The organism is Roseomonas aeriglobus (assembly GCA_016937575.1).
GTDB lineage: Bacteria > Pseudomonadota > Alphaproteobacteria > Sphingomonadales > Sphingomonadaceae > Sphingomonas > Sphingomonas aerigloba.
The window spans coordinates 1,815,517-1,837,897 of record JAFHKN010000002.1; the positions used below are offsets into that span (position 1 = coordinate 1,815,517).

Annotated in this window: 15 protein-coding genes, 1 tRNA gene and 1 pseudogene; 11 read left to right on the forward strand and 6 right to left on the reverse strand. The window is 67.6% G+C overall.

The genetic code is table 11. From position 1 onward, the window contains the following. Positions 1-3: 3 nt before the first annotated feature. Positions 4-2,913 (reverse strand): insulinase family protein, encoded by a 2,910-nt coding sequence (locus tag JW805_09130; protein MBN2972177.1) that lies wholly within the window; start codon positions 2,911-2,913, stop codon positions 4-6. Between the two features lie 213 nt (positions 2,914-3,126). Here JW805_09130 and JW805_09135 point away from each other — a divergent pair. Continuing rightward, positions 3,127-3,201, forward strand: a tRNA-Glu gene (locus JW805_09135). 44 nt (positions 3,202-3,245) lie between these two features. Here the strand turns inward: JW805_09135 and JW805_09140 are convergent. Further along, positions 3,246-4,223: an alpha/beta hydrolase gene (locus JW805_09140; GenBank protein ID MBN2972178.1), complete on the reverse strand. Its 978-nt coding sequence runs from the start codon at positions 4,221-4,223 to the stop codon at positions 3,246-3,248. A gap of 628 nt (positions 4,224-4,851) precedes the next feature. Here JW805_09140 and JW805_09145 point away from each other — a divergent pair. From JW805_09145 to JW805_09185, 9 genes and pseudogenes are all read left to right on the forward strand, one after another. Continuing rightward, a complete protein-coding gene (locus JW805_09145; protein ID MBN2972179.1) occupies positions 4,852-5,166 on the forward strand; it encodes an STAS domain-containing protein in 315 nt (104 codons plus the stop codon). Beyond that, on the forward strand, positions 5,163-5,531 hold the full coding sequence (locus JW805_09150; protein MBN2972180.1) for a response regulator: 369 nt from the start codon (positions 5,163-5,165) through the stop codon (positions 5,529-5,531). The genes JW805_09145 and JW805_09150 overlap by 4 nt, the downstream gene beginning before the upstream one ends. A gap of 5 nt (positions 5,532-5,536) precedes the next feature. Further along, positions 5,537-7,489, forward strand: a pseudogene (locus JW805_09155) (chemotaxis protein CheA). A gap of 4 nt (positions 7,490-7,493) precedes the next feature. Beyond that, entirely contained in the window at positions 7,494-7,997 is a 504-nt protein-coding gene (locus JW805_09160) for a chemotaxis protein CheW (protein ID MBN2972181.1), read from the forward strand. Positions 7,998-8,083: 86 nt separating this feature from the next. Next, the gene (locus JW805_09165; protein ID MBN2972182.1) at positions 8,084-9,889 is read left to right on the forward strand and encodes an MCP four helix bundle domain-containing protein; all 1,806 of its coding nucleotides are present in this window, start codon (positions 8,084-8,086) and stop codon (positions 9,887-9,889) included. Continuing rightward, positions 9,886-10,374, forward strand: coding sequence for a chemotaxis protein CheW (locus JW805_09170; GenBank protein MBN2972183.1), 489 nt, complete (start codon positions 9,886-9,888; stop codon positions 10,372-10,374). The genes JW805_09165 and JW805_09170 overlap by 4 nt, the downstream gene beginning before the upstream one ends. A gap of 54 nt (positions 10,375-10,428) precedes the next feature. Next, positions 10,429-11,328, forward strand: a complete 900-nt coding sequence (locus JW805_09175) for a protein-glutamate O-methyltransferase CheR (protein MBN2972184.1) — start codon at positions 10,429-10,431, stop codon at positions 11,326-11,328. Between the two features lie 4 nt (positions 11,329-11,332). Next, positions 11,333-12,409 (forward strand): chemotaxis response regulator protein-glutamate methylesterase, encoded by a 1,077-nt coding sequence (locus JW805_09180; protein ID MBN2972185.1) that lies wholly within the window; start codon positions 11,333-11,335, stop codon positions 12,407-12,409. A 13-nt stretch (positions 12,410-12,422) separates the two neighbouring features. Next, on the forward strand, positions 12,423-14,120 hold the full coding sequence (locus tag JW805_09185; GenBank protein MBN2972186.1) for a hypothetical protein: 1,698 nt from the start codon (positions 12,423-12,425) through the stop codon (positions 14,118-14,120). Between the two features lie 159 nt (positions 14,121-14,279). On the opposite strand, the gene JW805_09190 is transcribed toward JW805_09185, so the two are convergent. After that, positions 14,280-15,788: a CehA/McbA family metallohydrolase gene (locus JW805_09190; protein MBN2972187.1), complete on the reverse strand. Its 1,509-nt coding sequence runs from the start codon at positions 15,786-15,788 to the stop codon at positions 14,280-14,282. Continuing rightward, the gene (locus tag JW805_09195; GenBank protein ID MBN2972188.1) at positions 15,788-18,562 is read right to left on the reverse strand and encodes a TonB-dependent receptor; all 2,775 of its coding nucleotides are present in this window, start codon (positions 18,560-18,562) and stop codon (positions 15,788-15,790) included. Before JW805_09195 ends, JW805_09190 begins: the two co-directional genes overlap by 1 nt. A 255-nt stretch (positions 18,563-18,817) precedes the next feature. On the opposite strand from JW805_09195, the gene JW805_09200 reads away from it, so the two are divergent. Further along, complete coding sequence (locus JW805_09200; protein ID MBN2972189.1) at positions 18,818-19,402, forward strand: TetR family transcriptional regulator; 585 nt, start codon at positions 18,818-18,820, stop codon at positions 19,400-19,402. Here JW805_09200 and JW805_09205 read toward each other — a convergent pair. Beyond that, positions 19,356-20,819: an efflux transporter outer membrane subunit gene (locus tag JW805_09205; GenBank protein MBN2972190.1), complete on the reverse strand. Its 1,464-nt coding sequence runs from the start codon at positions 20,817-20,819 to the stop codon at positions 19,356-19,358. The genes JW805_09200 and JW805_09205 overlap by 47 nt on opposite strands. Next, a complete protein-coding gene (locus JW805_09210; protein ID MBN2972191.1) occupies positions 20,819-22,381 on the reverse strand; it encodes a multidrug efflux MFS transporter in 1,563 nt (520 codons plus the stop codon). The genes JW805_09205 and JW805_09210 overlap by 1 nt, the downstream gene beginning before the upstream one ends.

The window sequence follows — 22,381 nt, forward strand, 5'->3', positions numbered from 1 at the left end:
ACCTTACGGCTTGACCGGCGCCGCCGCCGGCGGTGTGACCGAAATCACCGGCACCGCGCCCGGCGCGGCGGGCCGCACCTCGATGACCAGCGGCTTGCCGTTCGCCAGATATTTTCGGATCACGTCGCGTACGTCTGTGGCGGTGATCGCCTTGCGCCCGCTGATGTAGGTCCGCATCGATTCGATCCGCCGCGGATCGTCGAGGTCGCCGGCAAGGATCGCGCCCCAATAGGCATTGCTCGCCAGGTTGCGCTGCGCCGCGCCGACCGCGGTTTCCTTGGCGCGCAACAGGTCATCGGCACTCGGGCCGTTCGCGGCAAGATCGGTGACGATCCTGTCCAGCGTCTCGCGGAACGCGGCGATCCGGTCCGGCGTCAGCTGGGCGCCTGCCATCAGCATCCCGAAATCGTCGAATCCGCGCACTTCGTCCTGGCTGACGAAGGGCGAATAGGTGCCGCCCTGTTTCTCGCGGAAGTCGTCGGTCAGCCGGTCGCGGATGATCGCGGTTGCGATGTTGAGCGCGCGACTGCCCTGCAGGTCGCTCATTCCGCCGAACGTCCGCCAGTTGACCGCGACGATCGCCTGGTTCGGGTCGCCTCGGTGGGTCAGCACCAGCGGCTTGGCATTGGGCAGCGGCGGGATCGGCTGCACGGCAAGCGGGGGTGCGGTGCGCGCGGGCAACGCACCGAAGGTCGCCGCGACCGCACGAATGACCGTATCGCGGTCGAAATCGCCGACCACCGACACCCGTACCGGCCCTTCGCCCAGCGCGCGGGTCCAATAGGATTTGATCGCGGCGGCATCGATGCCGTTGACCTCGTTCGCCGGCGGCAGGACCTGGAAACGCTTGTCGTTGCCATAGGCAACGGGCAGGCCGAATACCGCCAGCACCGATTGCGGCTGGCCGAAGATCGAGCGTACCGACGCGGCATAGGATGCGCGGAACCGCTCGACTGCGATCGGATCGACGGTGGGCTTCGTCGCACCGGCCAGCATCATCCGCAGCATGTCGCCGACGTCGCGCGGGTTGGTCCCGCCCGACAGCACCGTCGCATCGCTGCGCGTGGCGAGCGAAAATCCGATCTGCCGTCCCGCCGCCAGCCGCGCAAGCTCGGGCGGGGTCGCGTCGCCGATTCCGCTCGCCAGCAAGACGCCACTGCTCCAGTCGGGCGCGCGCGTGTTGACCGGCCGCCCTGCCTGACCGTTGCCGATGCGGACCTCGACGCCGATCGATTCCCGCGCGAAGTCGGTTTTCTTCATGACCAGTTCGACGCCATTGGCGAAGGTGACGCGGTCGATGCCGAATTCCGCGATCGGCCGTTTGCGGGACACTGTGCCGGGCGTCAGCGGCGGGCTGACCATGTCGATCGTCACCGTCCGCACCGCTGCGATCGCCCCACCTTCTGCCTTGCGCGCCGTCTCCAGCGCCGCCGCGACGGCCGCCTCGCCGCCCTCGATCGGCTGCGGCGAAATGATCAGGAAGCGCGGACGCGGCGCGAACATCGCCTTCAGCGCGGCATTGACCGCGGCCGGGGTCAGCGCCGGCTTTTGCGCGGCGAACAGATCGGCATAATATTGACGCGTTGCCGACACGTCGTTGGTATCCACGTCATTGACGATGGCGTTGGCGAGCGTCGCCGACGGCCAGGTCTTGCTTGCCTCGATACTGCGGCGCAGGCCGTCGGTGATGCTGGCGACCTGCTGGTCGATCTCCGCCCGCTCGATCGGACCGGCAAGTGCTCGATTGAGCACACCATAGGCTTCCGCCAGCGCCTCCTGCCATTGTTTGCCGCGGACATTGACGCCCAGCGAGACGGTATCGGACAGGCTGCGCTGTCGCGAGACGCTGGCCCCCGCCGACAGCATCGCCCCGCCCTTGCGCGCCTGGTCGGCGAACCGCTGGTTCAGGATCGCGAGGGCCAGGCCATCGAGATATTCGGCGCGCTGTCGCTCGGCGGTCGTCTTGCCGGCGACATGCGGCGTGATCCACGCCAGCTGCATTCCTGCCGAAGCATTGGGATCGCTGACCATCGCGATCCGCGATGTCGGCTCGATCGGACTGCCATAGGCCGGCTCGCTGGGCGGCGTGCCGACGCCCTTCCATCCGCCGAACTGCGCCTGGATACGATCGACCATCGCCGCCGGATCCATGTCCCCGGCGACAACGACGACCGCGCGTTCGGGGCGATACCAGCGACGGTGGAAGGCGCGCAGCCGGTCCGCGCTTGCCCCGGCCAGGGTCGCCTCGGTACCGGCTAGCTCGCGCTTCGACGCCAAGAGCCCGGCTTGCATGACGTCACGGGTCGCGTCGCGGACCTTGACGACGATCGGCGTCAGTCGTGCCGCACGCTCGGCCATCACGACCTTGCGCTCGATATCGAGCAGCTTCGGGTTGATCGCGGCATTCTGCATCATGTCGGCGAGCGTACCCACGGCTTCGTCGAGCGACTTGGCGTCGTTACGCGGCAGGTCGAGCATGTATGTCGTCGCACGATAGGTGGTAGACGCGTTGCTGTCCGACCCGAACGACGCGCCCAGCCGCTGCCACAGCTTGACCGCTTCCCCATCCGGCCGCGTCGGCGTGCCGCGGAACGCCATGTGCTCGAGCAGGTGCGCCCATCCCTGTTCATCCTCGGCCTCCATCAGGGCGCCCGCGTCGATGCGGATGCGGATCGAAACCGTGCCCGGCGGTGTCCCGTTCTTGCGCACCGCATAGCGCAGGCCGTTAGGCAGCGTGCCCATCGTCCATGCCGGATCGGCCGGAATGTCGCTGCCCTGATGCAACCAGCTTTCGAGCGGAACGGGTGCGGAGCGTGCCGGTGGCGGCGGGACCGTCTGTGCCGTCAGCGACGGGGCGGTTAGGGCGAGGAGCGGCAGCCAGGCCACCGAACGAAAGCGCTTGGTCGCGGTCACGATCGATCCGAATGAGGGGCGCCGCCGGGACGGAGCCACAAGACAGGAAACGCCCACCCGACTCGTCGCCGGACCGGCCCCCCTACCTTAGGAGGCGAAACTCGCGCCGCCCAGCCCTTGGCACAATCGTCCGCGCAGAGAGACCGTAGCCGCCGGTACACGCCAGCTTGACGGAGCCGCCGCCACCCCGTAGACGCCCGCCTCTCGCTACACGGCCCCTTCGTCTAGCGGTTAGGACGCGGCCCTCTCACGGCTGAAACGCGGGTTCGATTCCCGCAGGGGTCACCAGGCGCTCTCCAACATAGTAGCTGATCCGGCTCCTTGCGACCCGGCTACCGGCTTTGCCGTGTCCGGCCGTCACGCGCCATCCGCACGACGTCTGTGATCGCGTCAGCGACGGCGGACGGTTGATCGAGCTGTACCAGATGCCGCGCGTTCGCGACGACCCGCCGCTCACCGCGCCGCGACAAGGCTGCGAGCGCATGATGGCTGTCGGCCCAGTCGGCGATCAGGGCGGGCCATTCCGCCTTCGCCTCCTCGGCCCACAATCCGGGGTCCGCCGCGCTCAGCACGATCAGCGGCAGGTCACCGTAGATACGGTCGGCTTTCGCGATCCGCTCGCCATTGGCCTCATATTCCTCATAGGCCGATGCCTGGGTCCGCAGGCGCGCCGGATCCGCATCGAGGCGGGCGAGCACCTCTATCGCCCGACGTGGTATCTCGGGGTAGTAACGAAAGCAGGGCTCCGCCGGGGCACCCGTCGTGATTTTCCCGGCGGCGACGCCCGCAGCGCAGTCGCGCAGTCGCCGCGATTCGGCCGCGAAGAAGGCGCGGTCTGCCGCAGCCGCCTTGGGCCCCGCCGCCGCTTCGCGCGCCAGGTCGTGAGGGCGAGCGGGATCGACCAGCACTATCCCGACGACATCGCCGCGGCGGCGATCGGTGAATGACAAGACCTCCTGCACGCCGGCGGAATGACCGACCAGTATGTAGGGCCCCGGAATCCCGCCCGCCTTCAGCGTTCGCTCCAGGTCGGTCGTCGTGCGATCGACCGTCTGTGGCACCTCCGCGTCGGGATCACTCAGGCCGAACCCCGCCCGATCCCACGCACAGGTGCGCGTAACGGGCGCGACGAGAGGTTGAACCCTGGCCCAGGTGCCGGACCATGACCCCAGCCCGGCGGTCAGGACGACGGTCGGTGTTCCTCGGCCGGCACAATGCAGATGGATCCGACGCTGCCTGTCGATCGCAACGGTATCGCCGGGTGCGACGTAGGACGTCATCGCCTCCACCACCGGCACGTCCGCGACCACTTGTGCCCCGGCCCCCCTACCCGCGCCCGCGCCCCCGATAACCAAACAACCCAAAAGGATCGCCGCGCGTCGTCTATGCATTCGAAGCCCTTTCCGGTCCGCTTGTTTCGTAGTCGTAATGACAGGGTCCTGTCATGCTTGTCACGGCCGGATCGCGCATGCGCCGATGTGCGGGCCGAAGAGCAGCAAGCGCCAGGTGCTCGCCTTGAGCGCGCGTGCCGCGCGGCGGACGGACGTAGGCTGCTGGGCACCTCGTCCCCGGGATGGGGCGCGATTCGCGCTACCTTTAGCAACGACGCAACATTTTTTCGTCGTCTGCGCCTTGTGAGTATCCGCCATTATCGCACGAGAAGGTCTAAACTTTTCTCCCGCCTTCATCGCCTCACCCTGGCACATTCAGATCAAGATGGCGGTAAGCTTAACGCATGTTTTACTGATCGTAATCAAGAACCCAAAGCGAGGAACGGCGACGTGAGGCCGTCGGTACGGCCGACGAACATACGCCGGGCCGGCCTAGCCGGTCACCCTTGCAGACCTGTGCAGCCGACCGGCTGACCGGGCGGACGTAGGCGTGTTCGACGTCGCGGCGATCCGTCGCGACGCAGAGATTATCGGAGGAAAATCAGGGATGTCGATCACTACGGTGACCGCAGCAGGAGACACGTGCCTGCCGAACATCGGCCTGCTGGCTTCGGATGTGTCGGAGGCGCTGGGCCACGGCGGCCCGGTGCAGCTCGACTTGTCGTTGGTCGCGGCGCCGGACCTGAGCGTGCTGCAAGTCGTCCAGTCGGCGCGCGCGACGGCGGCGCTGGCGGGACAGGATATCTCGCTTGCGGCGCCTGCCGACGGGGCCCTTGCCGCGCTGCTGGAGCGTGCCGGCTTCACCACCCGCCTTTCGAGCGAAGACCGCAATTTCTGGTTCCACGGAGACACCGCGCAATGACCGCTTCCATTCTGACCGTTGATGACAGCGCAAGCCTGCGCATGGCGATCCGCATCGCCCTGACCGGTGCGGGCTATGCCGTCACCGAAGCCGCCGACGGGGCGGAGGGCTTGGCCAAGGCGACCGAGAGCCGGTACGACCTGATCGTCACCGACCTGAACATGCCCAACATGGACGGGCTGGAGATGATCAAGGCGTTGCGTCAGCAGCCTGCGCAAGCCGGCGTGCCGATCATCTTCCTGACCACCGAATCGGACGATTCGATGAAGGCGCAGGCCAAGGCCGCGGGCGCCACCGGCTGGCTGGTCAAGCCGTTCCAGGCCGACCAGCTGATCCGCGTCGCGCAGAAGGTGCTGGCGCGGTGAGCGAGGATCCGACAGCAGCCTTCCGCATCGAGGCCGGCGAGCTGCTCGAACAGGTCGAACAGGGCCTGCTCGACCTGCGCGCGAACCTCGGTGACATGGGCCTCGTCAACGCGGTCTTCCGCGGTCTGCACACGCTGAAGGGCTCGGGCGCGATGTTCGGCTTCGACGCGCTGGCAGGCTTCACCCACCACTGCGAAAGCGCGTTCGACCGCGTCCGCAAGGGCGACGTGACGGCGACTCCGGAGCTTGTCGACGTCATCCTGTCGGCCGGCGACCATATGCGCGCGCTGGTCGAGGGCGATGCGCCGGAAGCCACCGGCAACGCGATCCTTGCGCGCCTGGCCGCCGCGGTCGACGCCGCTGCCGGTGGCGATGCCCCCGCGGCGTCCATGCCGGCAAAGCAGGGCTGGACGCTGTCGTTCCGCCTGCCGGCCGACGCCATGGCCAATGGCACCAACCCGCTCGCCCTGCTCGACGAGCTGCGCGCCCTGGGTGAGGCCACCATCGTCGCCCGTACCGACACCGTGCCGCCGCTCGACGCGCTCATCCCCAACCATTGCTACATCGGCTGGGACTGCACGCTGATCGGCGACATCGCGCGCGATGCGATCGAAGACGTGTTCCTGTTCGTCATGGACGACATGGAGATCACGATCGAGCCGTTGACGACCGACGCCGACGCGCCGGCCGCCGAGGCCGCCGCCGATCCGGTCATCACGACCGCAAGCCCGCCGGTCGCGGCCAACGACCAGCCCGAGCGGCGCACCGCGGCGCGCACCGCTCAGGGCGAGCACGTTCGCGTGCCGGCCGAGCGGCTGGACGAACTGATGGACCGCGTCGGCGAGCTCGTGATCGCACAGAGCCGGCTGTCGCAGCTCGCCCACCACGGCAACGACCTGTCGCTGCGCTCGGTGTCGGAGGAGATCGAGCGCCTGGCCGGTGAAATGCGCGACACCATGATGGTCCTGCGCATGGTGCCCGTCTCGACGCTGTTCGGCCGCTTCCGCCGCCTGATCCTCGACCTGGCGAACGAGACCGGCAAGGCGATCGAGCTGGTGACCGAGGGCGAGCATACCGAAGTCGACAAGACGGTGATCGAACGCCTGTTCGACCCATTGGTCCACATCATCCGCAATTCGTGCGACCATGGCCTGGAAAAGGCCGAGGACCGCATTGCGGCCGGTAAACCCGCCAGCGGCCTCATCCGCCTGAGCGCGCACCAGGCCGGTGGCGAAGTGCTGATCACCATCACCGACGACGGTCGCGGCATCGACCGCGAGCGGGTCCGGGCCAAGGCGGAAGCCAACGGCCTGATCCAGCCGGGCCAGGTGGTAAGCGAGGACGAGCTGCTCGGCCTCATCTTCCACCCCGGCTTCTCGACCGCCGCTCAGGTCACCAACCTGTCCGGCCGCGGTGTCGGCATGGACGTGGTCAAGCGGACGATCGAAAGCCTGCGCGGATCGATCGACGTGAAGAGCGTTGCCGGTGAAGGCTCGACCATCACCCTGCGCATCCCGCTGACGCTGGCGATCATCGAGGGCCTGCTCGTGCGGGTCGGCGAAGGCCGTTACGTCATCCCGCTCGCCGCGGTCGAGGAATGCCTGGAGCTGTCGCTCGAGGAGGATCTGCGGTCGCGCGGTCGCAGCATCATCACCCTTCGAGAACGCCTGATCCCGTTCCTGCGTCTGCGCGACCTGTTCGCCACCGGGACGAAGCCCGACACCTATCAGAAGATCGTGGTGGTCGGCACCGGTAGCGAGCGGGTCGGCCTGGTCGTCGATCAGATCATCGGCAATCACCAGACCGTCATCAAGGCGATGTCGCCCCTGCACCGCGGCGTCGCATCCTTCGCCGGCGCAACCATCCTGGGTGACGGGTCGGTCGCGCTGATCCTCGACATCGCCCAGCTCGTCGCGCTCGGCCAGCCCAGGGAGGAGCGGCGTATCGCCGCTGCGTGAGCCCATGCTAAATCACACTATCCCGCACTGGACGCCCGACCACGGCCTGGAGGTTCTGACCTTCGGCCTGGGTGGTGAGACCTTCGCACTGGAAGCGGGCATCGTCCGCGAAATCCTGGACGTGATGCCGCTCACCAGAGTGCCCGGCGCCGACCCGATGGCCGCTGCCGTCATCAACTTCCGCGGCCGGATCGTACCGCTCGCCGACCTGCGGATTTCGTTCGGTATGGAAGCCGCCGCCAATACGGCCGACAGCCGGATTATCGTCATCGAGCTCGAACTCGACGGCAACGCGACGCTGATCGGCCTGGCCGCCGACCGCGTCAACGAAGTGACCGTGCTGGATGTGCTCGACGCGGAGGAACCGCCGATCATCGGCATCCGCTGGCCGCGCGAGCAAATCCACTGCCTGGTCCGGCGCGAGGGTGACGTGGTCGTCCTGCCCGATCTGCCCAACCTCTTCGCACGCCTCATCGCGCAGGGTGCCGAGACTGCCACGCTTCACTGATCCATTCCGTCGTCGCGTCGGTCCGCCGTCCGCGTCGACCATCCTCTTCCACTCATCATTCCAACGTCGTTTTGGGGAACCTAGCCATGCGAGCTACCATCAAGATGAAACTGGGGGCGACCTTCACCGTCCTCGTCGTCCTTCTCGCCGTCGTCATCGGCATCGGGATCAGCAAGATGAGCGTGCTGAACAGCGCGATCACCGACGTCATCGCCAGTCCGGCGCGCACGCTGTCGATCGCCCAGTCGATCGATACCGTGCAGAGCCAGGCGCTTGCCGACCAGCAGTCGCTGGCTCTCAATACCGACCAGACAACAATGAAGCTGTACTATGACAAGGTCGTGGAGGGCGAGAACACCCTCGGCAAGCGCGTGGCCGAAGGGCTGGCCGCGTCGTCGGCCGAGAGCAAGCCTCTGTGGGAAGCGGTACGCTCCGACTGGAACGAGCTGAAGCCGACGTTCGATCGCGTTCGGGATCTCGCCTATGCCAACCGCAACGACGAAGCGGCGAAGATGACCAACGAAGTCCAGACGCCGCTGATGAACAAATTGTCGGCCAGCATCAGCAAGCTCGGCGAAAGTCAGCGCGCGGCAATGAAGCAGGCCGACTCCGACACCAACGCCCTCTACGCCGAAAGCCGCAACATTCTGCTGACCTGTGGCGTGATCGCGCTGATCGTCGCGATCGGCGGAGCGATCTGGATCTCCTTCATCGTGTCGCGTGGCCTGAAGACTGCGGGGGTCGCGATCGCGGCCGTCGCCATCGGCGATCTCGATCAGGACGTGAAGGTCACGACCAATGACGAGATCAAGGATCTGGTCGACACCGTCAATCGCATGACCGCGAACCTGCGCCAGACCGCGCAGCTCGCCGACACGATCGCCTCGGGCGACCTGACCGTCGACCATCAGCCGCTGTCCGACAAGGACACGCTGGGCCTGGCCCTGGTCGCGATGGTCGAGCGTCTGCGGGGCGTCGTCGGCGACACCACGATCGCGGCGCAGAATGTCGCGGCGGGCAGCCAGCAGCTGTCGTCGTCGTCGGAGCAGGTCTCGCAGGGCGCGACCGAGCAGGCCGCGGCGGCCGAAGAGGCGTCGGCGTCGATGGAGCAGATGGCGGCCAACATCAAACAGAATGCCGACAATGCGACGCAGACCGAAAAGATTGCGCGCCAGTCGTCGCAGGACGCCGAAGTCAGCGGCCAGGCCGTGCAGAAGGCGGTCGTCGCGATGCGCACCATCGCCGAAAAGATCGGCATCGTGCAGGAAATCGCCCGTCAGACCGACCTGCTGGCGCTGAACGCCGCGGTCGAGGCTGCGCGCGCCGGCGAACATGGCAAGGGCTTCGCGGTCGTCGCCGCCGAAGTGCGCAAGCTCGCCGAGCGCAGCCAGACTGCCGCGGCCGAGATCAGCGGCATGTCGTCGGACACCGTGTCGGCCGCGACCGAAGCGGGCGAGATGCTGACCAAGCTGGTCCCCGACATCCGCCGTACCGCCGAACTGGTCGCCGAGATCAGCGCAGCGTGCCGCGAACAGGACATCGGCGCGGTGCAGATCAACGAAGCGATCCAGCAGCTCGACAAGGTGACACAGCAGAACGCCAGCGCGTCCGAGCAGATCTCGGCGACGTCGGAAGAGCTGTCGAGCCAGGCCGAGGAACTGCAGGCAAGCATCGCCTACTTCCGCGTCGACGACGCTGGTCACAAGGCACCGGCCAAGTCGGCCACGCGCAAGCCGGCGGCACGCCCGGCAGCGGCCAAGCCGCAGGCCAGGAAGGCGGCTGTGAAGCCCAATTCGGTGGCCGACCAGCAGGCGCGCGCGCGCGGCTTCGCGCTCGACCTGGCCACCGGCGGTCCGGACGGCGAGGATGCCGAGTTCGGACGCGCGGCATGATCGCGACCGGCCAGGACGTCCAGGTCGTGGTCTTCGGTCTCGGGGAGGAGGAGTTCGGCCTCCCCGTCACCTCGGTCCGCGAAATCCTGGACCACCGCACCGCCTATCGGGTGCCGAACGCACCCGCCTGGTTCCTGGGGCTGACCGACGTCCGCGGCCAGTCGGTGCCGATGGTGGACCTGCGCGTCCGCCTGGGGCTTGCCGCGGTCGAACCGACGCTGGCGACCCGCATCCTGGTCGTCGAGGTCGCTGTCGCAGGGCGTGAGCCGCTGCTGCTCGGGCTGGTCGTCGACCGGGTGCTGGACGTCAGCACCTTCGCTGCCGATGCGGTGGAAGCGTCGCCCGATATCGGCGGTCGCTGGCGGTCGGAACAGATCGAGGCGATCCTGCGCCGCGGCGGGGGCTTCGTCGCCCTGCTGGACGCCGCCCGACTGTTCGGAGCCGACGGGTCCGAGGCGCTGGCCTCGCTCGTCCTCGCCGCCTGAACCCACACGAGATTCCGGCCGTCACGATCCCTGGCGGCGGCCGGAAACCCGCCCCTGCCCACAAGCCGACGTCAACACGACGGCACGATTAGGAGAGCTTCGTTGAGCAACGCGGCCCCCCTGGCCCTTACCGGCGATACGCTGCAGAAGCGCGATTTCGATCGGCTCGCGGCCTATATCTACGAAAAGGCCGGCATCCGCCTCGTCCCGGCCAAGATCACGATGATCGAGGGCCGCTTGCGCCGCCGCGTTCGCGCCAAGGGCCTGTCGAGCCTGAGCGACTATTGCAGCTGGCTGTTCCAGGACGACAATCTCGATCTCGAGAACGAGCATCTGTTGAACGCGGTCACGACGAACAAGACCGATTTCTTCCGCGAGCCCAAGCACTTCGAATATCTGATGCAGCATGCCTTGCCCGCGATGCGCGACGCCGGCATTCGGCGATTGCGGGTCTGGAGTGCGGCCGCCTCGACCGGGGCCGAGGCCTATACGCTGGCGATGCTGCTCGATTCCTACGCCGCCGATCACGGCGGGCCGGACTATGGGATCTTGGCGACCGATCTCGACACCGAAGTGCTGCGTATCGCGCGGCGCGGCGTCTTTCCGGCCGACATGCTCTCCCCCGTGCCGCCGGCGCTGCGGGCCCGCTATGCGCTGCGGGCAAGCGACCCGAAACGCAACGAGATGCGCATCGTGCCCGAACTGCGTGCGGCCGTCGGCTTCGCTCAGCTGAACCTCATGGATGCACGCTATCCGGTCGGCGACCCGATGGACATCATCTTCTGCCGCAACGTGCTGATCTATTTCGACAAGCCCACGCAGGAACGCGTCGTTCGCCGGCTGACGGACTGCCTGCGTCCGGGCGGGCTGCTGTTCCTCGGCCATTCGGAATCGATCACCGGCTTCGACCTTCCCCTCACCGCGGTGTCGAACACCGTCTTCAAACGGGTCTGATCCCATGCCGAACCCGATCCGCGTCCTGGTCATCGACGACAGCGCCAGCGTCCGCCAGGCGATGACCGCCATCCTGTCCGCCGACCCGGAAATCGAAGTGATCGCCGCCGCCGCCGATCCCTTCGCCGCCGCGCGCTACATCGGCAACGAAATCCCCGACGTCATCACATTGGACGTCGAAATGCCGCGGATGGACGGCATCACGTTCCTGCGCAAGCTGATGGCGCAGCGCCCGATCCCGGTCGTGATGTGCTCGTCGCTGGTCGAGGAAGGCTCCGAAACGCTGCTCCAGGCGCTGGAGGCCGGCGCGGTCGACGTCATCCTGAAGCCACGGGTCGGCGTCGCCGACCATCTGGCCGAAGCGCATCTGATGATCCGCGAAACGGTGAAGGGCGCAGCGAAGGCACGGCTCGGCGCGCGGCGCACCGCCCGCCCCACCGAGCCGGCGAAGAAGCTCACGGCCGATGCCGTCCTGCCGCCACCCACCGGCAAGGCGATGAGCCGCACCACCGAGATGGTCGTCTGCATCGGTGCTTCGACCGGCGGGACCGAAGCGCTGCGCGAGGTACTCGAAGCCCTGCCGGCCAATTCGCCGGGCATCGTCATCGTTCAGCACATGCCCGAAAGCTTCACACGCGCCTTTGCCAAGCGCCTAGACGGCCTGTGTCAGATCGACGTGAAGGAAGCGGAAGACGGTGATACCGTCATGCGCGGCCGCGCGTTGATCGCGCCGGGCGGCCTGCGCCACACGATGCTCGAACGCCAGGGCGCGCGCTATGTCGTCGCTGTCCGCGAAGGTCCGCTCGTCTCGCGGCACCGCCCGTCGGTCGATGTGCTGTTCCGCTCGGCCGCCCGCAACGCCGGCGCCAATGCGGTCGGCATCATCCTGACCGGCATGGGCGACGACGGTGCGCGCGGGCTGCTCGAGATGAAGCAGGCCGGCGCACGCACCTTTGCCCAGGACGAAGCGACCTCCGTCGTCTTCGGCATGCCCAAGGAGGCAATCGCGCGCGGCGCCGCCGACAAGGTCATCCCGCTCGGCCACGTCGCCCGCGAACTCCTCCACGCTACCGCCCGCTGAAAGGACCATCATCATGGACATGACCAAACTCACCGGGCTGGACAGCGCCACGCCGCTGGCGCCGCACAGCGATGCCGCGGCCGTGCTGCAAGCCAGCATGGGCGGGCTGGAGGCGTGTTTTCGCGACGTCGGCGAGGCACTGGCCGCAGCGATCGGCACGATCGACCGGATGGCAACGGGGCTGGAGGATATCCGCCGCTCGCTGTCGCCTGAAACCGCGGGTGCGGCGGTCGACCGCTTGCGCGCCGTCGCGCGGCGCCTGAGTACGCTGCCCACGCAACAGCGCCGCCGTGCGGTGGAAGTCGAGACGCTGACCGGCCGCACGCGCGAGCTGCGCAACATGCTGGCGGAGATCGGCACGATCCTCGACCTGCTCGGCATCTACGGCATCAACATCAAGATCGCGTCGTCGGGCGAGACCGCCTTCTTTGACTTCGTGACCGGCATGGACCGCAAGCTCGACAGCGGCCGGCGCGAGGTCGCGCACATCACCCGCGAGCTCGACCAGTTCGGCCGGGTCGTCGGTGTCGTCCGCCAGGCCGACCGCTCGCTGTCGGAAGCGCTTGCCCAGACCGGCAGCAGCGTGCCCGCCGAGCTGATCGACAATGCGAGCGCTCTCCAGAATCACGTCGAAGCGGTCATGCGCATGACCGATCAGGTCGCCGGCATCGTCCGCACGGTGCAGGGCGAGGTCGCCCGCATCCTGGGCGCGATCCAGATCGGCGACAGCGTGCGCCAGCGCGCCGAGCACTGTATCACGATCCTCGCCCGCATCCACGCGGGCGACGCCGCCGTCCCGCCCGGCGCACTCGCCCATCTCGAACGGCTGGTCGATGCCCAGCTGCGCGCAATGGCGGACGACTTCCAGCGCGAAGTCAATGCCATCGTCCTGTCGCTCGACCGGCTGAGCCCGCTGGCCGAGGAACTGTGCCTGCTGATCGCGAACCAGGGCGGCGGCGACGACGGCCAGATCCTGATAAGACTGGAACAGGGTATTGCGAAGCTGGACACGGTGACCCGCCAGCTGCGCGAGGCGGATACCCACCTCGCTTCGCTGACGAGCTTCGTCGGCGAGACGCTGGGCGAACTCGCGAGTGGCCTGTCGCGGATCAAGAACATTGCGGTCGACGTGCAGGACATCTCGACCAACACGCGCCTGCTGTCGCGCCGCCACGGCGAGAACGGGCGCGCGGTAGCGGTCATCGCAAAAGAGGTCGCGCCCTGCGCTACTCGACTGGACCAGCTGGGTTCGGCGATCAGCCGGCATATCGATGCGCTGATGGGCATCGACCTGGTCCAGGAAGGCAGCACCGGCGACACCGGCCCGGCGCTGAGCGACGCGCTGACCATCATCCGCTACGCCTGTGCAACCTCGAGCGAAGCGATGTCCCGCGGCGGCGGCGAAGCGGAGGATATCATCGCCTCGCTGCGGTCGAGCGCCAGCAACCTGAACGACCAGACGGCGTTCACCCAGACGCTGCTCGCGGTCGGCGATACGCTCTCGCTGCACGCCCAGACCGCGCGCCCGATCGACGACGAGATCGCGGATGCCGACCGCGACGCCCTGCTCGACTTGCTGCCGTGGATCGCCGGCCTCTACACCATGGCCTGCGAACGCGAGATCCACGCTGCCTTCCTGCTTCCCGGCATGACCCCGCCACCCGTCGCCGCGCCCGTCACGTTCGACGACGATGACGATGGTCTGTTCTGAACCCTGACGAGCCCGAGGGACCGACACCCATGTCTCGCCGCTGCTCGCCGATCCTGCTGCTCCTGCTGGTACCGGCCGGCCTGCCGGATACGGGGGCGCCGGCGGCGGCGAGGTTCGCCGGTGTTGAGTCCGGTCACGGCGTCGCGTCGGCCCGTCAACTCACCGCACATAGATCGGGTTGCCGATCAGCCATAGCCGACCGTCGGGATGGAGCACATCGACGCGGAACCAGCGTTTGACCTTGCTGCCCACCCGCATCGTCACATCGGCGCTTGCGGCGCGGATGTCCGGGCTGGCGACCGATCGCGCGACACCGTCGACCGTCAGGGCCAGCCGCCCACCGGCCACGCCTTCGACATGAGCGGTGGCGGTGATCGCCCCGCCCGCCCGGGGGAGCATCCCGCCCATTGCGGCCCCGGCCTGGCCACGCCGCGCGGTCAGGTCGAGAACGCGGCCCCGCCCCTCGCCCAGATCGACGAACACCCGTCCCGATCGCAGCCCGCGCAGGATCGCGCCCTGCGACAGGTCGTCGGCACGCACGACGGTCGCAAGACTGCCGACCGCGGCCTGCGCCCCGATCGGTGAATTGCCGCGATACTGAAGCGCGTCATGATTGTCGGAGCCTGCGACGCCGACCAGCCGATAACCTTGGTCGAGCAGCGCCTCCCAGTAGCGAACTTGCTTGCGCACCGCCGCCTCCCGATCACCCGGCGTTTCCAAGGTGCTGCCGCCGTTGACGACCTCGATCGCGTCGACCTGCGCGAAATCGGTGTCGCGCGCCGCCCAGCCGCACCCCAGGCAATCCTCGCCGGTCGGACGCGACGGATGGTTGATCGTCAGGAAGCCGCCGGTGTCGCGCGCCGAGGCGAGCAACGCGGCGACCGTCTCGGCACCGGGCCGGCCGATCTCGGTCTCCAGCGCCCCCATATAGCCGAGCAGATTGGCGTGACCGTCCCGCGTCGTCAGCTCTCGCCCCGGCATCAGCAGCAAGGTGTCGAAATGCGGTTGGAGATAGCCCATTTCGATGAAGTGCGACGTCACGTTGTGATCGGTCAGCGCGACGAAATCGAGGCCGTGCGCAACGGCCTCCTGGAATGTGTAAAACGGCGGGCACCCCGCCTCACGTCCGGCGAGGCTGCGGCAGCGGGCGTCGCTTTGCCCGCTGTGGGTATGCAGGTCGCCGCGATACCAGCCGGGACCGGGGCGGAGCGGCGCCGATGCGAACGCGACCGCATCGAGATCACGCGTGCGCGAGAACCAGATGCGCGCTGTCCATGTCGCGGTGTCGCCATCGCGGATCGACGGCACGGTCATCACCAGCCGCCACCGCCCGGCCGGGATCGGTCCCGGCAGGAACGACGGCGTCGCAAACGCCTCGCCGATGGTGAAGGCATATTTGGTGCCCCCGCCCCAGCCCCGCACCCGCTCGGGATCGGCGACGCCCAGCGTGATCGTCACGCCCCGCTCGCGTCCGTCATAGGTGAAGGCGACCCGCACTTGCGCCGTACCCGGCGGCACGTCGAAGACGAGGTCGCGGGTCGTGGCGCGGTCGGTGCCGCGGACGGCCCCTTCAAGGACCACGTCCGCGGCGCGCGTCTGGGCATGTGCCGGCGCCATCGTCAGCGCGAGCATCAGGCCCAGCAGCCACCGCACCACGACCCGGCCCATCACATCTTCATCGTCAGGCTGAACTGGAACACGCGGCCGGTCTTCATGTAGCCGCCGTTCCGGTCGTTGGAGATATATGTCTGTTCCTTGCCGACCGTCGCCCAATAGGTGTGCTGGTTCAGCAGATTACGCACCGATGTGCCGATTTCGAGATTGTCGGTGACTTCCCACGCCGCACCAAAGTTCAGCTCGCCGACCGGCTGGACGTAGATGTCGGGTTGGCTGTCCTGTACCGATGCCAGGAAGCGGCCGGTATGGTTGTACCACAGGTTCGCCCGCAGCCCGCCGCCGGCATAGAACAGCTCGGCATTGTAGATCACGTCCGGCGCCTGCGGCAGCGTCGATTGACGGACGGTCAGCACGCCGTTCACCGGGATGCGATATTCCGCCGTCGTGCGCTGATAGGTCACGTTTCCGCCGACACCGAAATTGCCGAGGAAGCGGCTGCCGACCATGTCGCCGACGGTAAAGCGGCCCGACAGCTCGATGCCCTTCGCGGTGCCATCGCCGCCGTTGACCGGGCGGACCAGGTTGGTCGTCCCCGTCCGCTCGCCGAAGCTGCGCGATGCGGTCGACACGATGAAGTCGCTCAAGTCCTTGTAATAGACCGCAACCTGCAGATAGCGGCCGACGCCTGCGTAGAAATCGACCCCCGCGTCATAGCTCCAGGCCGACACCGGCTTCAGGTCGGGATTTGGCTGGCTGATGGTGACGGTGCCGTCGCTGGCCGGCTCGCCGATACGGGTCGGACCGGCGATCAGATCGAAGGACGGACGCGCATAGCTCGACCGGGCGGCAGCGCGGACGACGATCCGGTCGGTCGGCTTCCAGGCAGCGAGCAGGCTCGGATCGAGGTGATCATAGTCTCGCCCCGCCTCGACGAAGCGCGCGCCGCCGACGTCGTTCAGGAAATAGCGACCTCTAAAGCCGTTGTCCTCGTATCGGATGCCCGGCACTACTTCCAGCGTGCCCGCCTTCAGCGTTGCCGTCGCATAGACCGCCTTGCGCGTCTCCCGCCCATCGAGCAGCCCCTGGTTGATCGTGTTGGCCGGCACCGCCGCGATGTTGACATACTGACTGACCTGCGCGTCGAGCTGGCTGCGCGACAGCACCTTGATCGGCCGCGCCGGATAATAGCTCAGGAAATCGGTCAGGACATCGCCCAGATATTCGGCGATCGTTGGCCCCTGCACCGTCCCGGCCTGCAGCGGCGTCAGGAAACGGTAACGGGTATTGTCCGGTGCCAGGCTGCGACCCGTGCGGTGTGACGTCTCGTACAGACCGCCGACCGAGATGCTGTCGAGCAGCCCGCCGCCGTTCCAGCCGAGAGCACCGCGCACGGTCTTCTTGTCCTCCGATAGATAGTCAAAGCCCTGCTGCACATAGAGCTGGGTCGGCCTGTCGAGCGACGAGACATAGGCGACCGCGCGCGGCGTCAGCACCGGCCGCGGCGATCGCGGGTCGGACAGGTCGACGACGACGCCTTCGCTCGCCGCGCCCAGATTATCGGCCGCACCGTTATAGGCGATGCCACGGAATGCCGCTTCGATGCGGGTCGGCTGGTCGAACCGCCCATCGGCATAGGCGCCCTGCAGTTCGGCGAAAAAGCCGTTGCCGAACTTGAGCGTGCCGCCGACCTGCGCCGAAAACAGCTCCTGCTCGACATCTTCGGTCCGGAAATAGCTCGCCGGATTGATGCCGAGCGGCGTGTAGACGCCAGCCGCGTTATACGCCTGCGTCGTGCCGCCGGCCGACAGCGTGCGCACCGGGTTGCTATTGGTCTGGCCGCGGGTCAGCTCGTTGCGCAGACCCGTCTGGTTCATCGTGTTGGTGTTCAGATAGGTCGCGTAATTGACGTGCGCGAACAGCGTGACGGCATCACTGCGGAAATCGAGCGACGCGGTCGCGCCGTAGCGCTTGATCTTGTTGTTGTAGAAATTCCACTGCACGCCGTCCGCCGACAGCGCATTGCCATTGTCGCGAGCGGTGCCGACGTCGAAACGCGTCGTCTTGTAGTCGTTCTGGACGGCAGTCGATTCCGCGGTATTGCCGCGCTCCTCGTAATAGCCCGCCAGATAGATACCGAACTGGCGATCGGCACCGAAGCGCATGCCGGTGTCGAGGCCCATCGCGCCCCCGAAGCCTTCCTGACGGCGATCGACCGCCAGTTGGGCCATCTGGCCCAGCGTGCGCGCGCGGATGAAGTCGGTCGAGAAGTCGAACGCGGTCGGCGTGCGCAGGTCGATGATGCCGGCGATCGCATCGGCATCCTTGGCGGCGCCCGGCGTCTTGTCGGCCGCAATCCCGCCGATTGCGAACGGCGAGAACAGGTTCAGCGAGATCGCGCGCGACGATCCCGACGTCTGCGGCAGGCGCAGGCCGTCGAGCGTGTAGGCGTTGTATCCCGTATCGAAACCGCGGATCGTTGCGAACTGCGCTTCGCCGGTGGCGCTCTGGTTGCGCCCCTGGTCGCGGCTTGCCGATACGCCGGGCAGCGCCTTTGCCAGGTCGGCGATACTGGTCTGCGAATTGATCGCGACGTCGCCGGTCGTGACGATGTCGATCGTCGCCACCGCGTTCCGCTCCTCGTCCAGCGCGGTGCGCTGGCGCTTGCCGTTGACGACGATATCGCTGGTCAGCGCTTCGCTGACGGTCTGTGCGTCCCCGGTCGCCCGTGCCTCCGCCTCCTGCGCCGCGGCCGGCGTCGAAAATCCCGCAAAGGCAAACAGCACGGCGCCCGAAAGAAGGCGCGCCGCTACGGCACGGTTTCGCATGTAAATCCCCATTTGGCTTGTCGAGACGCCTTTTGCCGGTCGTCTTCGGGCCGGGCGGCTACTGTCCTAATGCGGCAGTTTTATTTCAAGGTTTGGAAATTATATTGGATCGACGCAACTCGCGATCCCGATGTTCTGGTCAAACGCTCGCCCAGACTGAATCATGACCGATCACGCCGGACATAATAACGAGGAATTTCATTGGCTTTCCCGGGATGCTTGCCAGGGCCGATCGGCTTCGGGCATGCGTCGGCGATGAGGACCGACGCTGCCACCCCTCGACCGCCCCGCGCGCCGCGCCAAGATGCTCGGCGCCGCCGCGACGCATTGCTGGCGGCCGCGGCCGATGCGTTTCGCGCCGAAGGCTATGGCGTACCGCTCGAGTCGATCGCCGAGCGGGCGGGAGTCGGTCGCGCGACGCTCTATCGGAACTTCAAGGATCGCAGCGCTCTCGCCATCGCGATCTTCGCAGCAGAGGTGGAGGCGCTGACCGGCACGATCGATGCCGCCGCCCCCATTCGCGAGACCATCGCGGCGATGATCCGCAGGGGTGCGTCCGCCCTCACGCTCTTTGCCCGCATCGCCGCGGAGCTTGGCGAAGACGAAGCGAACATCATCGCGTTCCGCGCGCTCGGCGATCGGCTCGAGGCGTTGCTGGCGCCCGCGGTCGAGGCGGCGCGAGCCCGCGGCGAACTGGCCGCGGACACGACCGCGCATCACATCGTGCTGATCGTCCGCATGGTCGGCGGGCTGATCCTGCCGCACATGACGCCCGACGAGCTGAGCGACTGCCTCAGCGAGGCGCTGGACCTGCTGTTTTCCGGTCTGCGCCCCCGCTGATCGCCGCCGCATCCGACGCGCGCCAGCCAAGCCCCAACGCCTTGTTCACGCCGATATAGCTGGTGCTCAGCCCCGCCTTGGCCTGGGCGACCGCAATCCGCGCCGCGATCTGCTGGCGTTCGATATCGAGCTGGTCGATCAGCCGGCTGGTACCCGCCGCGACGCGCTGACGGTTGAGCGCGGCGGCACGAGTTGCGGTCGCCTCCGCCTGGGCCAGTTGCCCGAGTTGCAGGCGCGTATTGGCAAAGCGGGACAGCTGCGTTTCGGCATCCTGCAACGCTTCCAATACCGTGCGGCGATAGGTCGCGTCGGCCTGGTCGCGCTGCGCCTCGGATGCCCGCGTCGCCGCCTTCGCTCGGCCGAAGTCGAGGAACGACCAACTTAGGGACGGCGCGGCCAGCGTCGTGAGGTTGCCGAGATCGAACACCGCCCCGGGGTTTGTCCCGCCCAGGCCCAGCAGCCCGAGGAAGCGGACCGTGGGCAGTTCCTTCGCCTTGTTGACGCCGACACCCGCCGTCGCTGCCGCCAGCTGCCGCTCTGCCGCGCGCACGTCGGGCCGTCGCGCGATCAGCTGCGCCGGATCGCCGACCGCGACCTGCGCCGGTGGCAACGGCACCGGCGTCACCGTACTGAGCGTCGCATCGAGCGCACCGGGCGCGCGGCCGGTCAGGACCGCGAGCTGGTTGAGATACTCGTCGCGCTGGGCGGCCAGCGGGATCGCCTGCGCCTGCGTCTGCTCCAGCTGCCCCTGCAAGCGTTCGAGATCGAGCTTCGACGCGGTGCCCTGCGCATAGCGCTGGCGCGTCAACGCGATCTGACGTTGCTGGAGGTCGGTCGATTGCGCGTTCAGTCGAATGCGTTCCTGCACGTCGCGCAGCGCCACATAGGCCTGTGCGACCCCGGCGGTAAGCGACACCTGCGCATCCGCCAGATCGGCGATCCGCGCGCCGACGGACGCGTTAGCCTGCTCGTTCGCGCGTCGCCCGCCGCCGAACAGGTCGAGTTCCCACGCGGCATTCAGCCCCAGGTTGTAGAAGGTCAGGTCGGTGCCCGCCCCCTGCCCGCCGGTCGGCGGCAGGTCGGCGCGGATGACCGTGCCGTTGGCGCTGACGCTGGGCAGCTGGCTCGTCTTCTGCTGCCGCGCCTGCGCCTGCGCCTCGCGCACCCGCGCGGTGACCTGATCGATCGTCGGGCTGTGCGCCAGCGCGTCGGCGACGAGTCTGTTGAGCAGCGGGTCGTCGAACCCTTCCCACCAGTTCGACAACGCGGGCGCGTCGGCGGTCGTCTGCGGCGTCGCCCGAGCGAAGCTGCCACGCGCGACGGCGTCGGACGCGGTCGCCGGCGGACCGGCATAGTTCGGACCGACCGTGCAGCCCGGCAGCAGCACCGGGAAGACGAGAAACAGGGACTTTCGCATCAATGCACCATCGCCGGGCCGGCGCCCTTGGGCAGCGGCCGAAGGAAGAGGACGAGCGGCAGCACGGCCAGGGTGCCCACGCCCATGATCCAGAAGATGTCGTTGTAGGTCATCGTCAGTGCCTGCAGCTGGATCTGCTGGCTGAGCAGCCGCAGGCCGGCGGCCTGGTCGCCGACCGCCGCACCGAGCCCGCCGACATAGGCCTGAACATCGGCGCTGTTGGCGTTCAGCGTCTCCTCCAGCCGGCGCGAGTGAAACCACATCCGTTGGTCCTGCAGGACCGAAATGCCGGCCAGTGCGAAGCTGCCGCCCAGATTGCGCGCCGCGTTGAACAGGCCGGACGCGTCGCCCGCTTCCTCCGGCGGTACCGACCGCACGACCGCCTGGCTGAGGAACAACATGCCCAGGATCTGCCCGACGCCTCGCAGCAGCTGCGATTCGGTGAAGTCGCCGCCTGCGGATCCGGCGGTCAGGGTCGCATCGAGCAGCGCGCTGAACCCCATGATGAACAGACCCGCCGCGACCGCGATCCGGATGTCGACCCGCTTCAGCAAGATGGGCACGATCGCCATCATGAACAGGCTGGGGATGCCTGACAGCAAAACGACCTTGCCTGCCTGCAACGCATTATAGCCTGCGATCGCCGCCAGGAACTGGGGGATGGCATAGCTGGTGCCATAAAGGACGACGCCCAGCACGATTCCCATCAAGATGACTGCGCCGAACTGACGATCGCGTAGCAGCTTCAACTTCACGATCGGGCTCTTGGCGAAGACCTGTCCCCAGGCGATCATGCCGAAGCCGATGATCGTGATCGCGAACATCCAGCGGATCAGCTCGGACGAGAACCACTGCTCGCGCTGACCGTCTTCCAGGAACACGGTGAGACCGCCCAGGCCGAGCGCGAGCCCGGCGATGCCGATCCAGTCCGCCTCACCCAACAGCTCCGGCTTCGCCTTTTCATGCGGCAGGCCGACCAGCAGCAGCGTGATCAGGATCGCGCAGATCGGCACGTTGATGAAAAAGGCATAGTGCCAGCTGATATTCTCGGTCAGCCACCCACCGACCAGAGGCCCCAGCACCGGGCCCATGATCGCGGTCACGCCGAATGCGGCGATGCCGACCGGTTGCTGCGCCGGGGGCAGGCGCTGGGCGATGATTGTCTGCGCGGTCGGGATCATCGCGCCACCGGTGAACCCCTGCCCGATCCGACCGATGATCATCATCGTCAGGTTGGTCGAAATGCCGCAGAGAACGGAGAACGCCGTGAACAGCCCGGCGGCGATCAACAGGAAGGTGCGCAGGCCGAGCAGCCGCTGCAGCCAGGCGGCCATCGGGATGATGACGATCTCGGCCACCAGATAGGCGGTGGCGATCCACGTCCCCTCCGTCCCGCTCGCGCCGATTTCGCCCTGGATGGTCGGCAGGGCGGAATTGACGATCGAGATGTCGAGCGTCGCCATCAGCGCGCCGAGCGTGCCGGCAGCGACCGCGAGCCAGGCGGTCAGGTCCGCGCGTTCGCCCGGTGCCGGGCGGCCGGTGGCCAGGGCGGCGCTGGCCAT